Source organism: Aerococcus sp. Group 2 (assembly GCF_905125285.1).
In the GTDB taxonomy this organism is placed as follows: domain Bacteria; phylum Bacillota; class Bacilli; order Lactobacillales; family Aerococcaceae; genus Aerococcus; species Aerococcus urinae_E.
The window spans coordinates 365,915-380,379 of record NZ_CAJHPA010000001.1 but is presented as its reverse complement, the minus strand read 5'-3'; the positions used below and the strand labels follow the sequence as shown (position 1 = coordinate 380,379).

16 protein-coding genes and 1 tRNA gene are annotated in these 14,465 nt (G+C 38.0%); 15 read left to right on the top strand and 2 right to left on the bottom strand.

Going from position 1 to position 14,465, the window contains the following annotated elements; genetic code table 11:
- Positions 1-33: 33 nt before the first annotated feature.
- The 12 genes from JFU01_RS01665 (at position 34) to JFU01_RS01610 (ending at position 8,858) form a co-directional block, all read left to right on the top strand.
- A tRNA-Gly gene (locus JFU01_RS01665) sits at positions 34-104 on the top strand.
- A gap of 75 nt (positions 105-179) precedes the next feature.
- Positions 180-770 carry a ribonuclease H1 domain-containing protein gene (locus JFU01_RS01660; protein ID WP_195855595.1) on the top strand — a complete coding sequence of 197 codons (591 nt, stop codon included), beginning with the start codon at positions 180-182 and terminating at the stop codon, positions 768-770.
- Positions 771-792: 22 nt separating this feature from the next.
- Positions 793-1,242 carry a signal peptidase II gene (gene lspA, locus JFU01_RS01655; protein WP_111822405.1) on the top strand — a complete coding sequence of 150 codons (450 nt, stop codon included), beginning with the start codon at positions 793-795 and terminating at the stop codon, positions 1,240-1,242.
- A gap of 4 nt (positions 1,243-1,246) precedes the next feature.
- Entirely contained in the window at positions 1,247-2,194 is a 948-nt protein-coding gene (locus JFU01_RS01650; RefSeq protein WP_195855594.1) for an RluA family pseudouridine synthase, read from the top strand.
- 93 nt (positions 2,195-2,287) lie between these two features.
- Complete coding sequence (locus JFU01_RS01645) at positions 2,288-2,506, top strand: YneF family protein (protein ID WP_013669734.1); 219 nt, start codon at positions 2,288-2,290, stop codon at positions 2,504-2,506.
- A 98-nt stretch (positions 2,507-2,604) separates the two neighbouring features.
- A complete protein-coding gene (locus tag JFU01_RS01640; protein ID WP_195855593.1) occupies positions 2,605-3,261 on the top strand; it encodes a lysophospholipid acyltransferase family protein in 657 nt (218 codons plus the stop codon).
- Positions 3,262-3,809: 548 nt separating this feature from the next.
- Positions 3,810-4,778: an ABC transporter substrate-binding protein gene (locus JFU01_RS01635; protein WP_442778703.1), complete on the top strand. Its 969-nt coding sequence runs from the start codon at positions 3,810-3,812 to the stop codon at positions 4,776-4,778.
- 378 nt (positions 4,779-5,156) lie between these two features.
- On the top strand, positions 5,157-6,206 hold the full coding sequence (locus JFU01_RS01630) for a PTS transporter subunit IIC (RefSeq protein WP_195855591.1): 1,050 nt from the start codon (positions 5,157-5,159) through the stop codon (positions 6,204-6,206).
- Between the two features lie 262 nt (positions 6,207-6,468).
- Positions 6,469-7,008, top strand: a complete 540-nt coding sequence (gene thiW, locus JFU01_RS01625) for an energy coupling factor transporter S component ThiW (protein ID WP_195855590.1) — start codon at positions 6,469-6,471, stop codon at positions 7,006-7,008.
- A 111-nt stretch (positions 7,009-7,119) separates the two neighbouring features.
- Positions 7,120-7,656: a hypoxanthine phosphoribosyltransferase gene (gene hpt, locus JFU01_RS01620; protein ID WP_070560285.1), complete on the top strand. Its 537-nt coding sequence runs from the start codon at positions 7,120-7,122 to the stop codon at positions 7,654-7,656.
- A gap of 192 nt (positions 7,657-7,848) precedes the next feature.
- A complete protein-coding gene (locus JFU01_RS01615) occupies positions 7,849-8,532 on the top strand; it encodes an AzlC family ABC transporter permease (protein ID WP_151018903.1) in 684 nt (227 codons plus the stop codon).
- Positions 8,529-8,858: a branched-chain amino acid transporter permease gene (locus JFU01_RS01610; RefSeq protein ID WP_195855589.1), complete on the top strand. Its 330-nt coding sequence runs from the start codon at positions 8,529-8,531 to the stop codon at positions 8,856-8,858. The genes JFU01_RS01615 and JFU01_RS01610 overlap by 4 nt, the downstream gene beginning before the upstream one ends.
- Positions 8,859-8,941: 83 nt before the next feature.
- On the opposite strand, the gene JFU01_RS01605 is transcribed toward JFU01_RS01610, so the two are convergent.
- On the bottom strand, positions 8,942-10,078 hold the full coding sequence (locus JFU01_RS01605) for a pyridoxal-phosphate-dependent aminotransferase family protein (protein WP_195855588.1): 1,137 nt from the start codon (positions 10,076-10,078) through the stop codon (positions 8,942-8,944).
- A 167-nt stretch (positions 10,079-10,245) separates the two neighbouring features.
- Between JFU01_RS01605 and JFU01_RS01600 the strand changes: the two genes are divergently transcribed.
- Complete coding sequence (locus tag JFU01_RS01600; RefSeq protein ID WP_195855587.1) at positions 10,246-11,034, top strand: enoyl-CoA hydratase/isomerase family protein; 789 nt, start codon at positions 10,246-10,248, stop codon at positions 11,032-11,034.
- Positions 11,035-11,106: 72 nt separating this feature from the next.
- Here the strand turns inward: JFU01_RS01600 and JFU01_RS01595 are convergent, their stop codons facing one another.
- Positions 11,107-12,054 (bottom strand): LysR family transcriptional regulator, encoded by a 948-nt coding sequence (locus JFU01_RS01595; RefSeq protein ID WP_195855586.1) that lies wholly within the window; start codon positions 12,052-12,054, stop codon positions 11,107-11,109.
- Positions 12,055-12,274: 220 nt separating this feature from the next.
- Between JFU01_RS01595 and fabG the strand changes: the two genes are divergently transcribed.
- Positions 12,275-13,012, top strand: coding sequence for a 3-oxoacyl-ACP reductase FabG (gene fabG, locus JFU01_RS01590; protein WP_195855585.1), 738 nt, complete (start codon positions 12,275-12,277; stop codon positions 13,010-13,012).
- 77 nt (positions 13,013-13,089) lie between these two features.
- The gene (locus JFU01_RS01585) at positions 13,090-14,430 is read left to right on the top strand and encodes a GntP family permease (RefSeq protein ID WP_195855584.1); all 1,341 of its coding nucleotides are present in this window, start codon (positions 13,090-13,092) and stop codon (positions 14,428-14,430) included.
- Positions 14,431-14,465 lie beyond the last annotated feature (35 nt).

The window sequence follows — 14,465 nt, the reverse complement described above, 5'->3', positions numbered from 1 at the left end:
AATAACTTTTGTTGAAAAGAGCATGTTTGTTCTGCGGGTGTAGTTTAGTGGTAAAACTGCAGCTTCCCAAGCTGTCGTCGCGAGTTCGATTCTCGTCACCCGCTTTATATTGACTATTAAAGTGAGACTGGCTTGTCTCACTTTTTATTTGTATTTAAAAGGTTAAAAGGAGAGTTAATGTGAAATACTATGCGGTAAAAAAAGGGCGGAAAACTGGAATTTTCACTGATTGGCCAACTTGTAAAAAAGCTATCGAAAAGTACCCCAATGCCGTCTATAAATCCTTTAGCAGTCAAGCAGAGGCGGAAAACTTTTTAAGTGATCAAGGTAGTCAATCTGTCAAGGTCGATTTCAATGACCAAGTTTTAGCTTATGTTGATGGCAGTTTCATGACTGCCAATAATCGTTATGGATTTGGTGGAATTCTCATTTATCAAGGGAAAGAATATACCTTCTTTGGCGGCGGCGATGATCCAGAATTAGTTAAAATGCGCAATGTCGCTGGGGAAATGATGGCGAGTATGCGGGCTGTAAAGGCGGCAATTAAATTAGAAGCTAAAGAAGTCCTTATTCATTTTGATTATCAAGGAATTGAAAAATGGGTCAATGGCGATTGGCAAGCTAAGAATGAATTTACTCAGTCTTACCGTCAATTCATGTTAGATAAAGAAAAAGAAATTAAGATTCATTTTGTTAAGGTCAAGGCCCACTCAAACGATCATTATAACGATATTGCAGACCAGCTTGCTAAGAAAGGTGCACTTAACTAAAATAAGTTAAAGGAGTTCTATCATGTTTTTTTATCTCTTAAGCGTTATCTTAGTGATTATTGATCAAATGATAAAAGCGTGGACGGTGAACCATATCGCCTTAAATGAAACGATCCCTTTTATTCCTAATCTTTTATCCTTACATTATTTACAAAACCGTGGAGCAGCCTGGGGAATGCTTGCTGGTCATATGTGGCTATTTATTCCCATTACTTTACTCGTTAGTGGCCTAATCATTTATTATTACCATCATGACAATGTCCGCCATCCCTTATATGTGACTAGTTTATCCTTATTGCTTGCAGGGGCTGTAGGAAATTTTATTGACCGTGTCCGCTTGGGCTATGTCGTGGATATGTTTAAACTAGAGTTTATGGATTTTCCCGTTTTTAATTTTGCGGATACTTGTTTAAGTTTGGGAGTAATTTTCTTTATCATTTACTTGTTATTCTTTGAATCAAAAGAGGAGTGATTTCATGCTTGAGAAAAGCTATGAATATCATGGTGATCAGAATCTGCGTTTGGATCGTTATTTGAGTCAGCGTTTAGATAGTTATAGCCGTAGTGAGATAGCCCAATGGATTAAAACGGGTCAAGTGAAAGTGAATAAGCAAGTAGTTAAGCCCAGTTACCGTTTAAGCCCTATGGATAAGATCTCCTTAGCGATTGAGGAAGAGCAGAAGCTTCCGATAGTGGGAGAGTCGCTGGATCTTGACATCGTTTATGAAGATAAAGACCTGCTAGTGATTAATAAAGCCAAAGGGATGGTCGTTCATCCCTCCAAGGGCCATTTAAGCGGGACCTTGGTTAATGCCTTATTAGCCTATGCCCAAAAAAGTCATTTTACATTGAGCGACTTGGGCGATTATTATCGACCAGGAATTGTTCATCGGCTAGATAAAGATACCAGTGGTCTAATGGTAGTTGCTAAATCAGACCAAGCTTATCAAGCTTTGCTGGAAGACTTGGCTAATCATCAAGTGGTTAGAAAATACCTTGCCCTGATTTATGGTCATTTACCTGATAAGCAGGGGACGATTGATATTCCCTTGCGTCGTCATCCTAAAGACCGGATGCGCTATGTGGGTGACCCTCTGGGAAAAGAAGCAGTGACCCATTTCAAGCAAATCGCTCAAGTGGAAAACTATGCCTTGCTGCGACTAAGTTTGGAAACTGGCCGTACCCACCAAATTAGGGCCCACTTAGCTTACTTGGACCATCCTGTTGTTGATGACCCACTCTATGCCAAAGCCTATCAGCAGCGATTTTTTAGTCAGCAGGGACAATGTCTCCATGCCTATGGGCTATCATTTAATCACCCGATCACTAAAGAAAAACTTAGCTTTCAGGTTAAGCCGCCTAAGATCTTTATGAACATATTGGATAAGGCCTTACCTAACTATGATTTACACTTGGAAAATTAAAAGCCTAGGAGCTTATAAATTTTCTTAAACTTGGCAAGTCAGATAATTTTTAGTACAATTAAAAAGATGTTTATATAGAGGGGGAAATCATTCATGTCAAATTTCGCTTGGATTATTATTATCATTATTACTTTGATTATCGGTATGATCTTAGGTTTCTTTATTGCTCGTCGTTATATGATGAACTATTTCCAAGATAACCCACCAATTTCAGCTGATATGATTCGGACGATGATGGCACAAATGGGGCAAAAACCATCCGAAAAACGTGTCCAACAAATTATTAATTCTATGAAAAAAACGAAAAAATAATAGTAAGGAGGTTGGAGGAATTCCAGCCTCTATTTGTTTTATGCTTTTTTAAAAGGTTAGCTTAGCTGATGCTTGAAAATCCTAGCGAGGTGATAAAAATGTGGTTTTATAACTTTATGGCTTACTTGGTTAAAGGCTTAATTCGAATTGTCAATGGAAAACCAGAACTTTCCTACCATGAGGACTATGATCCTGACCAACAGTATTTAATTGTTGCTCCCCACCGCAGTATACTTGATCCGGTAATTATCGGCATCCATACCTTACCTAAACCGGTTCATTTCTTAGCTAAGCAGGAGCTATTTTCATCTGCCTTGGTGAATTGGTGCTTAGACCACTTAGGCGTTATGCCAGTCGATCGAGAAAATCCTAGCATGGCTTCCTTAAAAGAGGCGGTAGCCGAACTCAAAAAGGGTGAAGACAATGTTGGGCTTTTTCCTACGGGATCCCGCTATTCGACAGAAATTAAAGACGGAGCAGCTGTATTGGCAAAGATGGGTAAGGTTAACATTTTACCCGTTGCCTACCAAGGCCCAATTTATATTTCTGGACTCTTTTCAAGAAAGGCAAAAAATAGGGTAAAGTTCAGAGTGGGGAAACCCATCTATATGCCTGCTGGTAAGAAGTTATCAAAAGAAGAACTTAGTGAAATTGACCAGCAGATTGGGCAGGCTTTTCAAGAAATTGACCAGGCGATTGATCCTAATTATCACTATGATGTTGAAGAAGCCATCCGTCAACGAGATCGAAAATAAGAATTCCTATGGCCAGGTCAGGCTATAACTGTGCTGTATTTTAGTAAAGTCTACTAGTAAGAATGATTTCATCACATACTAAAACAGCTTACTTTTATAGAATAAAATTTATATTTTAAATTATAAGTTGACTTTAACTTAAAAAATGTTTATCATTGTTCCAACAGCTTAAGAAAGGAGCATGTGATTATGTCAGTTAAATATCTTATTAACCAGAGCGCATGCTCTACTTATCAAAATGTACGATTTTACTTTAGCTATTTTAGATAGCGTTTGTACTATGAATCATCATAGATACAAACGTCAAATTCAAGTTTGTATCTATGATGGCTAAAGATCTTAAGCATGTCTAGCCCTCATAGAATGGATAAATTCTAAATGGGCTAATACCACTATTAATATACGCTATTACTCAGCCCATTTAGTTTTTTCCAAACTAGGTGGGCTTTTTTTATACCTTTTTGGGGAGTGATAGTATGGAAGGTCCGTTTAACAGTCAGAGAAAATAGCAAGTTAACCGTTTTTTATATCGAATTATGGAGGAAAAAATGATGAAAAAATATTTACGTTATCTCGTAGCTGGTTTATTAACCTGTACATTAGCCGCTTGTTCCAACCAAGGCAAGGAGACTAGTAAGGATAAGGTCGATGTGGGGATCATTCAATACATGGAACACGATTCCTTACAAAAAGCTAAGGAAGGCTTCCAGGATAGTTTGAAAGAAGCTGGTTATGAAGAAGGTAAGAATTTAGCGATTGAATTCCATAACTCCCAAGGTGACCAATCAAACCTGCAAAGCATTACCCAACAATTAAAAGGGAAGAAAGATTTAATTTTAAGTATTGCTACTCCAGCTGCCCAAGCCATGCTGAATACAGACAAGGAGACCCCGCAATTATTTACAGCAGTTACTGATCCAGTAGGTGCTAAATTAGTTGAAAGTAAGGAAAAACCAGGTAAAAATATGACCGGCACTAGTAACTTGACTCCTGTTGGAGATGTGGTTAATTTATTATTAAAGGCCGATCCAAGTATAAAAACAATTGGTATCTTGTATAATTCAAGTGAAATGAACGCGCAAGTTCAATATGAACAAGCCAAGGAATATATCGAGTCCAAGGGCTTAAAGGTCGAAACTATGACAGTGACGTCAACTAACGATGTGCAACAAGCAACTAAAATCTTAGCTGAAAAAGTTGATGGTATCTACCTTCCAACAGATAACACCATTGCTAATACCATTCAAACCATTGGAAAGGTCCTAATGGAGACCAAGACACCATCAGTTGCCGCTTTCGATGCTGCAATCGAAGGTTCTCTATGTGCCTATGGGGTAGACTACTATAAATTAGGACAACAAACTGGAAATATGGCTATTGATATCCTTAAAGGAGACAAAAAACCTGCGGATATTCCAGTGGAAATGTCTAAGGACATGGTCATTAAGGTAAACGATGAAATGGCTGCTGCCTTGGGAATGGACAGTGAGGAATTGAAGGCGCGTTTAAAAGGATAGTGAATAAAATTATTTAGCATAAATGAAAGATCATAGCCAGACTAGAGGTATTTAGAAGAGGTCAAGAAGAGAGGAAAGTCAAAGCAAAGTTAAAAGGTCTAACCTGCCGTAAACGACCAGGTATCTTAAAAATCCTTGTAAAAGAGTTAAGCCAGGTAACCTAGCGTATCGCTTGCTTATGTAAGAAGTATTGGCCTATATCTATAATAACTGTAGCATGTGAATTAGGGCAGCTAAGAGATGCCTTTTTTAGTCCAAAGAGATAACTTAAATAAAAATATTATTTATCTTTGTCTCAGATCATGGCGAAAATTTCAAGATTTCGTCAGCTTTTCATGATAAGATATTAAAAATACTTTAAAGAAAGATGGTTAATTTATGCAGAATTTAAAAATTAAGAATATCTTTAATCAAGTTTTAAATGGGGCATCAACAGGTATTGTTATCGGTTTGATTCCTAGTGCCATACTAGGGGCATTAACTCGGTCTTGGCTCAGTACGCCAGGCGTTTTGGCTGACTTTGCTGGCTCTATTCAAGCCTTTCAATTTGCCGTACCTTTTTTAGTCGGTCTCTTTGCGGCCTTGCAGTTAAATATGAAGGGCATGGAAACAGCAGCATTAGCAGGAGCTGCTTTTTTAGGGAGTGGAGCAGCTCGCTTAGTCGATGGGGCTTGGGCACTTAAAGGAACGGGAGACTTAATCAACACCATTATCACCGTCTTTATTGCTGCTATTTTTATTAAACTTTATAACAATCGCTGGCAAAGTCTCAACATTGTGGTTCTTCCTTTACTGGGAGGAATTTTACCCGGTTTTATTGGCCGTTTAATCCTACCTTTGGTTAGTCAACTGACTTTACTTTTAGGCCAGGGGATTGCTCACCTCACAGAGATTCAACCATTAATTATGGCTATTTTAATCGCAATTGCCTTTGCCATTATTATCGTTACCCCTCTGTCTAGTGTTGCGATTGCTTACGCGGTATCCATTAGTGGTCTAGCGGCTGGGGCAGCTAACTTAGGAATTGTAGCGGTTGTATTTACTTTTCTCTATGCTTCCTCACGGGTTAATAGTAATGGGATTACTTTTTCATTATTATTTGCTGGGCCAAAATTATTTATGGCCAATTACTTACAAAACCTAAAAATGACCCTACCTATTGTGATTAATGCAGGGGTAGTAGGACTCTTTGGTTATTTATTTAATATTCAGGGAACTACTGAATCAGCTGGTTTTGGTATCACGGGTTTATCTGGACCAATCAATGCCTATTATTTTATGGATGGTAATGCAGTGGTTAATATTCTGGTCCTCTGCCTAACATATGTAGTAGTGCCTTTGGCGATTTCTATTATTACCCATCAGACTTTTACCCGTATGGGGATTTATGATGAAAGTATTTATGTTTACCATGCGCCAGAACACTAAGAACGAAATGAAGAAGTTAATACTTTTAGGAAAGTTCCTTAGCATAGAAGCTAAGGGCTTTTTGTTTTAATTGGGTCTTTTAAAAGATAGGTAAAAAGGCTTGTTTAATTTTTATTTATGACATATGATGAGTAGGTAAAATACTATTAATTAGGGGAGCCACGGCTGAGAGGATTGATATCGACCCTGTAACCTGATCAAGGTAATGCTTGCGTAGGTAGTCTTTTTTTGTGCTCTCCTTTATCTTTTAGGAGGGATTTTTTTGAATAAGAAATCAAGTCCATTGATTTTAGTAACGGTAGCGATGTTTGTGGCCATTGGGGTAGTTATTTCACCGATTTTTCGCGTCGAGGGCTTTGCTCCTACTGCCCACTTTGTTAATGTAGTTTGTTCGGTTTTATTGGGCCCTCGGTATAGTTTGTTAAATGCTATTCTGACTGCGATTATTCGGATGAGTCTTTTTTCGGTGCCTCCATTAGCTCTAACTGGCCAAGTTTTTGGTGCTGTGCTCTCAGGATTACTGTATCGTCTCTTTAATGGGTCTATCCTTGCCTGTGTAATTGGTGAAATTATCGGTACCGGGATTATCGGAGCTATTGCTTCCTATCCAGTAATGGCGCTTCTATTTGGAAAAACAGGAATTACTTGGCTCTTCTATGTGCCTAGTTTTCTTATTGCAACAATTATTGGTGGTGTCTTAGCTTATTTCTTCTTAGCCACCTTGCGGCAAACCGGTTTGCTTTATAAAATGCAAAAACGCCTAGGAATCAATGTTTATGACTCTTCTAAGAAAAAGGCTTAAATTCGTCATAGTTAAAGCTAAAGATCTCAATTTTTTCTGCGTCTTTAGCTATTATCTGTTATTATAAGATCACAAGAGTGAATAAGAGATTAGAGAATTAGGAGCTTTTTAATGGATAATTTAATGGAAGAAATACTTATTCCCCAAGCGGAATTATTAAAACGTATCGAAGAATTAGCTAAGGACATTGCCGAAGAGTATCAGGATAAGAATCCTTTACTGGTTTGTGTCTTAAAAGGGGGCATGCCCTTTATGGCTGATTTAATGAAACAAATGGATATCCTTCTTGAAATTGACTTTATGGATGTTTCTAGTTACGGTGATGCCTTTGAATCCAGTGGCGAAGTAAAAATAATAAAGGATTTATCGGTCCCTGCAAAAGGGCGTCATATCTTATTTGTTGAAGATATTGTAGATACCGGGAGAACTTTAAGCTATCTGTATAAGGTCTTAAAATCCCGCCAGGCAGCTTCCATAAAAACCGTTTCTTTATTAGATAAACCGAGTCGGCGCAAAAAGGACTTTCAGGCCGACTGGATCGGCTTTGAAATTCCGGATAAGTTTGTTGTCGGTTATGGCTTAGACTATAAGGGCCAATTGAGAAACTATCCTAATATTGCTGTTTTAAAAGAAGAAGTCTATTCTTAACCACATATTCTTACTTATAAGAGAAACTGGGCATTCGTCCCAGTTTTTTTCTTATTATTAGCTAAGTTAGCTAAGGCTATCAGGACTGATTGGAAAAGATCATAACTGGATGAGCTATCTGTGATTTATTTTCCTTTATAACTATATTATCCTGTAAGATAGAATCATTTAACGTAGAAAAGAGGTTTGTAGATGAAAGAAGCGCTTAAATTTGCCTTTCCCAAAACTATCCCGATTATGATGGGGTATTTATTCTTGTCATTATCCTTTGGTTTATTAGCAACGAGTTCAGGGATTCACCCCTGGTTAACTATTTTAATGAGCCTAATTGTTTATGGGGGGTCGATTCAATTTGCCGGCATAAATGTCTTATTGGGAGCCTATGATCCCTTTGCCGCTTTTATGCTAGCTGTTATGGTGAATGCGAGACACATGTTTTACGGCATTACCATGTTAGAAAGTTATCAGTCCCTAGGTTGGAAAAAATACTATAGCATTTTTGCTTTGTCTGATGAAACCTTTTCACTGACGGCTTCGGTTAAGGTTCCTGGTCATATTGACAAGTCTTGGGTCTACTTTTTGATCAGTTTATTAGATCAGTTTTACTGGATTATTGGAACAGTTCTGGGGATTTTCTTAGGAAATTTTATCAGCTTTAGCCTAAGAGGAATTGAATTTATTTTAACAGCCTTGTTTGTAAGTATTTTTGTCGACCAATGGCAAGGAAGCGCTAACCATAGGCCACAAATCATTGCCCTAGCCACTGGCTTAATTTGTTTATTTATTTTTGGCCCTAACAGCTTCTTGATTCCTGCAATGTTAATCATTATTGCTATATTCTTTTTTATTTTTATACGTGAGGAGGAAGAAAGATGAGTTTTAACCAACAGTTAATAACAGTCATTCTCTTGGCCTTGGGAACAGCCTTAACCCGTTTTATTGTCTTTGTGGTTTTTTCGAAAAACCAAGTTCCTCCTCGCTTTGTCACTTATTTGGGTAAAGTCCTTCCTGCCGCTGCGATTAGCCTCTTAGTGGTTTATTCCTTACAATCAAGTAACCCCTTGGCTTATCCTTATGCCTTGCCTGAGCTGATTGCCATCCTTGTGACAATCCTACTTCAGGCTAAGACCCACCGCTCTTTACTGAGTATCGCTGGCGGAACCCTGTCTTATATGTTCTTAGTTCAAGTGGTTTTCCCATAATTCTTTAAAAGTTAAGCTAGGGAAGAGTTAATAACATAATGTAATAAAAAACGGAGATTCATAAAAAGTGAATCTCCGTCTTTTTAAAAGTTTTTAGCAATGTCACTTAACATAAACTTTTCTTCGAGTTCTCCTTGGTATTTTATACCTAAATGATGAAAGGCTTTGTCTAGGGCGTGGTACATTTTTTGGAAATATTTGACTTCCATATTACTTCCCATATGGGCGATTCGCAGCAGTCTTTCGCCTTGGGGACCGTCGCCTTTAGTAATTAAAATACCTTCGTCCCTTACTAATTTCATCACATCCAGGCTTGCAACTGATTCAGGGAGTAAAACACTGGTTAATGTATTTGAGGCATGGTCTTTAGCATATAGTTCAAAACCGGCTTCTTTAAATAATTGTCGGGTAGCTTCAGCCCATTTTTGATGCTTGTTGGCAAAATCACTGTCAATCGCTTGTTGAATAGCTACATCCATGGCGTAAATGGCCTGTTCATTCATTGTATAAGGAAAGTCGAAATGCGGGTCGTCAAAGCTGAGATAAGATTGGAAATTGGCGTAAAAGCTAGGGATAGGAGAATGACGATTTTCCATATGCTCTATAGCGCGTTTAGAAAGGGTGACACTAGCCAAGCCTACAGGAGCGGAAAAGCATTTTTGACTACCACCAAGTAAGACATCTACTTTAGCTTGGTCAAAGTTAATATATTCGCCGCCAATTGCGGAAACAGAATCGACTATAGAGAGAATATTATAGCTATTTAAGATTTGACCGATGCCATGAATATCATTAGTGATGCCGGTGGGGGTTTCACAATGGACGAAAGTTGCCACCTGAAAATCGTGGTCGTCTTCTAGAAAGGCTTTTAAGTCATTCAAGTCAATCCCACGGCGCCAGTCACTTTCATAAAGCACAACCTCTGCCTTAACAAAGCTGACAAAGTCTTGAAAGCCTTGACCATAAACCCCGTTACTAATCACCAAAACCCGGTCTCCTGGTTGGATGATAGAATTGACAGCAGCTTCTAGAGCCAATAGGGCTTCACCCACCATAAAAAAAGAGACAGCTTTGGTATGTAATAACTGTGATATCTTGTTTTCAATCTGACGTTGATATTGGGTGTACTGGTGGTCAATATCAGGATTAGTTTTTACTTGACTATAGGCTTTAAGGACGGCTTGGGAGATATGAGTGGGTCCGGGACACAAGTTTAACATACGATCATACCTTTCTAGTGAGTAATCATTATCTCAAGTATAGCAAACATTTGACATAAAGAAATAGTTATCGCTATACTAAAGAAAAGGAATTTGTGAAAGGGCTTTCTGCGTGAGATAATGTAGTTGTGAAAACAAACACAATATTTTTAGAAGGAGTGACTCAAATGTCAGTTGTTGAGACTAAAGTTGAGAATAAAGTGGGGAAAATTATTCTAAGAAATGATCCGTTAAACATCTTGGAAATGGAACACTTACAATTGATTGAAGATGCTGTTCATGAAATGGATAACAATGATGAAGTAAGTGTTATTTATTTCACAATGGTTATGCAAAAAGAAGGAAAAATCTTCTCTGCTGGTATGGACCTCGATGAAATGCTAGCAACTCAAGAGGAAGAAAATGGGATTGAAAATTACTGTAAAGTGTCTAAACGTAACTACTCCTGCTTCTACTATGCTAAAAAACCAGTAATCTATGTCTATGATGGCATTGTTCGCGGTGGCGGTTGTGAAATGTCACTCTTTGCTGACTACCGGATTGCTGGTGAAAAATTAAATATTGCCTTACCGGAAATCGGCATCGGTATTATCCCTGGTGGGGGCGGTACCCAAACACTTCAACGTTTAATTGGTGTTGCTAATGCGAAATCATTAATTTATACCGGCAGACCATTGAAAGCTGAAGAAGCTAAAGAAGTTGGCTTAGTTCAAAATGTCTTTCCATCTGACAGTTTGCAAGAAGAAGCAACTAAGATTGCTGAAAAAATGGCTAAGAATTCCCCACAAGGTTTACAAGCAGCTAAACGTGCCATTAATGATGGGGCTCACCTACCTATCGATGAAGCTCTAGCCTTTGAAACCGAAGTCTTCATTGACAACTTCAAAACTGAAGATGCTGCTGAAGGGATTAAAGCTTTCAAAGAAAAACGTGAACCTAACTACAAAAACTGTTAGTCATTTAGGGATTAAGGTACAGCTAAGAAGCAAAAAGCTCCCCAAACTTTGTAAAAGTCGGGGAGCTTTTTATTAGTCTTTATTGGTGGAGAAAGTAAATTTAGGGCTGAGTTCGCGAAGAATATCTGTTGATGATTGAATAAATTCAACGATGGTTGGCGCTAGGGAACGATCTTGACGATGAGAGAATACATAGTCACACTTAAAAATATCACTATCAAAAACAAAGACGTTACAGTCATTAAAAGTTGGCCAAGACATTCCTGTAACCGGTACAAAGGTAGCCCCTACTCCTTTTCTTGTTAAACCGACTGCCGAATAGACAGTGGAAGTTTCCAAAATAACATGTTGTTTTAGCCTTTTACGGTTATAAAATAAATCCACTAAGCGTCTTAAACCAAAATTATGGGGGAGTAAGACGAGGGGGAGATTATCTAATTTTTTAAGATCGTAGGGGAAATGGGTGATCTCGCTTCCATATTTCTCTTGGTAGAGTGGGTTATTTTTAGGGACAATCAAATACATCTGGTCGCTATAGACATAGTGATGTTGAAAAGCATTGTTTTCCATAGGAGCCATTTCAAAAGCGATATCAATCATGTGATTTTCGATTAAAGAATCAATGGTATCGGCATCCTCTTCATAAAATTCAAATTTAATTTCGGGATTTTTATCAAGAAAGGGTGGAATAATTAAAGGTAAGATACTACTACCTAGGGCCGGATTAATCCCTAGTTTAATTTTCCCTTTTTTGTTTTTTGAGATCATATCAAATTCACTTAGCATATCGAGGTCGATTTCATGCTTTCTGCGCAAATGGTCTAAATAACGTTCACCGGCATAAGTAATTTGAACCGAACGCGGTAAACGGGTGAAAAATTCTAATCCATACTCACCTTCTAAACGACTTAACATTTTACTTAAATAGGGTTGAGAGACATAGAGCTTTTCTGCAGCAGCAGTGATATTACCTTCGGCAACAATTGTTTCCATGAGTACTAAGGGTGTTATGTTAGACATTTTTAGAAACCTCCAAATAGTCAGTGCATGCTTAACGGTGTGTACAGTATAGCATAATTTACCAGCTATAACAATATAGTTATTGATAGCGCTTTCATCTATTATTTCTATTTTCATTTCTTTTCCGATATAATAAGCATGTAAAAGAAATGGTTTGTAGTTACTTAGCTTGTTATAACTATAAATTAATACATTAGCTATTTCAAAGGAGGAAGATCGAATGTTTAACGATCAAGTTGTTGTAGTTACTGGCGCAGGCCAAGGTATTGGTGCTGAAATCGCTAAAGAATTCGCTCAAGATGGTGCTCAAGTAGTTATTGTGGATTTCAATGAAGAAACTGCACAAAAGACAGCAGAAGCCATTAATGAAAATAGTGGTAAAGCAGTTGCTTATCAAGCAGATGTATCTGATTTCGACCGTGCTGAGGAAATTATTGCAGATGTTGTTGAAAAATACGGTAAAGTTGATGTCTTAATCAACAATGCTGGTATTACCCGTGATGCTTCATTGAAGAAAATGACTAAAGAACAATGGGATCAAGTTATTGCAACTAACTTAACAGGTGTATTTAACTATTCTAAAGCAGCATTTATTCGCATGACTGCCGCAGGGTACGGACGTATTGTTAACGCTTCTTCCTTAGCAGGGGTTGAAGGTAACTTCGGTCAAACCAACTATTCCGCTTCAAAAGCAGGTATTATTGGTATGACTAAGACAATCGCTCGTGAAGGTGCTGCTAAAGGTGTTACCGTTAACGCTGTTGCACCAGGTTTCATTGAAACCCCAATGACCGATGCTATTCCAGAAGAAATCAAACAAAATATGATTGATGGTATTCCAGTAAAACGTATTGGTTATCCAAAAGACATTGCCAATGCAATGAAATTCTTAGCTTCACCAGATTCAGGTTATATCACTGGTCAATTACTACAAGTTAACGGTGGTATGAACATGTAATGTCGCTCGCTGCATAAAAATTAAAGGAACGGTTAACCGTTCCTTTAATCATGTTTTTTACAGCAAGGAGAAAATATATGGAAATTCTTGGCGTAATCGGTATATTTCTTGCGATTATCGCAATTATTTATTTATCAGTTAGAGGATTAAACATTGTTATTGCTGCTCCTCTAGCCACATTAATTGTTATTCTAACCAACCAAATGGACATCTTTGGGTCATTAATTGGTGATGCACCTTCTTATATGACCGGTCTTGCAGGTTTCTTAATTAAAAACTTTGCGATTTTCCTATTAGGCGCAGTTCTGGCTCAATATATGGAAAAAAGTAATGCTACAGTTTCGATCGCTAACTGGGTTTTGGCCAAAGTTGGTTTAGATAATCCTTTTATTGTGCTAGTAGCTTTCGCTGGTATTGCAGCAATATTAACTTATGGTGGGATTAGCTTATTTGTGGTTATGTTTGCCTTAGTTCCATTAGCTCGACCAATCTTTAAAAAGTTAAATGTCAATTGGTCCTTACTACCTATTCCGCTATTCTTGGGAATGGCAACCGTAACTATGTCTATGCTGCCAGGGACACCTTCAGTTCAAAACGCGGTACCAACGACTTACTTAGGGACTACTTTAACAGCAGCTCCTGTGTTGAGTATGATTGGTGTTATTACAGTGGTTGCTTTTGGGCTGACCTACTTAAAGTTTCAATTAAATCGGAGTCTAGCTAAGGGAGAAACTTTCTATTCCTATTTAGATGAAGGGGAATCAGTTGGAGAAGAAGCTGACCTTGACGCTGAAACAGATGAAGAAAATATTCCTCCAATTTTATTAGCTATTTTACCATTGGTTACTTTAGTAGCGATTATTTTAATCTTCAGTGATGTGCCGAATATTATTTTGATTGCTTTAACTGTGGGGATCTTATTAAGTGCCTTCTTATATCGGAAATATTTACCAAAACAAACTTCACTATTGAATGATGGAGCTAATAGTGCTGTACCATCAGCCTTTGCTACCTCAAGCTCAGTAGCTTTTGGGTCAGTATTAACCAGTGCGCCTGGCTTCAGTGTGGTTCAAGATGCGATTATGTCTATCCCGGGTAACCCTTTAATTGGACTATCTGTAGCAACTGCTTTACTTGGCGGGATTACAGGTTCTAGTTCCGGGGCTCTGGGGATCGTTATGCAAAACTTTGCACCAACTTATTTAGAGATGGGAATTGCGCCTGAATTGATTCACCGTATTGCAGTTGTTGCATCAGCTGTGATTACCGTGGTTCCTCATTCGGGAGTGACAATCACCTTTAACAACTTGACTGGCCTAAGTTTAAAAAATGCTTTCATGCATCAGTTTATAATGGTTAATGGTGGTCACTTGCTTGCCTTAATCGCTATGTTAATTGCTTCAACAATTTTATATTAAGAAAAGAAATGTATTTATAGAAAAGGAGAGAGATA

Excerpts from the sequence above, each read along its gene's own strand:
- JFU01_RS01650 (WP_195855594.1), top strand. The coding sequence starts at position 1,247 with ATGCTTGAGAAAAGCTATGAATATCATGGTGATCAGAATCTGCGTTTG.
- fabG (WP_195855585.1), top strand. The coding sequence starts at position 12,275 with ATGTTTAACGATCAAGTTGTTGTAGTTACTGGCGCAGGCCAAGGTATT.
- JFU01_RS01595 (WP_195855586.1), bottom strand. The coding sequence starts at position 12,054 with ATGTCTAACATAACACCCTTAGTACTCATGGAAACAATTGTTGCCGAA.
- hpt (WP_070560285.1), top strand. The coding sequence starts at position 7,120 with ATGGATAATTTAATGGAAGAAATACTTATTCCCCAAGCGGAATTATTA.
- JFU01_RS01615 (WP_151018903.1), top strand. The coding sequence starts at position 7,849 with ATGAAAGAAGCGCTTAAATTTGCCTTTCCCAAAACTATCCCGATTATG.
- JFU01_RS01640 (WP_195855593.1), top strand. The coding sequence starts at position 2,605 with ATGTGGTTTTATAACTTTATGGCTTACTTGGTTAAAGGCTTAATTCGA.
- JFU01_RS01600 (WP_195855587.1), top strand. The coding sequence starts at position 10,246 with ATGTCAGTTGTTGAGACTAAAGTTGAGAATAAAGTGGGGAAAATTATT.
- JFU01_RS01610 (WP_195855589.1), top strand. The coding sequence starts at position 8,529 with ATGAGTTTTAACCAACAGTTAATAACAGTCATTCTCTTGGCCTTGGGA.
- JFU01_RS01630 (WP_195855591.1), top strand. The coding sequence starts at position 5,157 with ATGCAGAATTTAAAAATTAAGAATATCTTTAATCAAGTTTTAAATGGG.
- JFU01_RS01635 (WP_442778703.1), top strand. The coding sequence starts at position 3,810 with ATGATGAAAAAATATTTACGTTATCTCGTAGCTGGTTTATTAACCTGT.
- lspA (WP_111822405.1), top strand. The coding sequence starts at position 793 with ATGTTTTTTTATCTCTTAAGCGTTATCTTAGTGATTATTGATCAAATG.
- JFU01_RS01585 (WP_195855584.1), top strand. The coding sequence starts at position 13,090 with ATGGAAATTCTTGGCGTAATCGGTATATTTCTTGCGATTATCGCAATT.
- JFU01_RS01645 (WP_013669734.1), top strand. The coding sequence starts at position 2,288 with ATGTCAAATTTCGCTTGGATTATTATTATCATTATTACTTTGATTATC.
- JFU01_RS01605 (WP_195855588.1), bottom strand. The coding sequence starts at position 10,078 with ATGTTAAACTTGTGTCCCGGACCCACTCATATCTCCCAAGCCGTCCTT.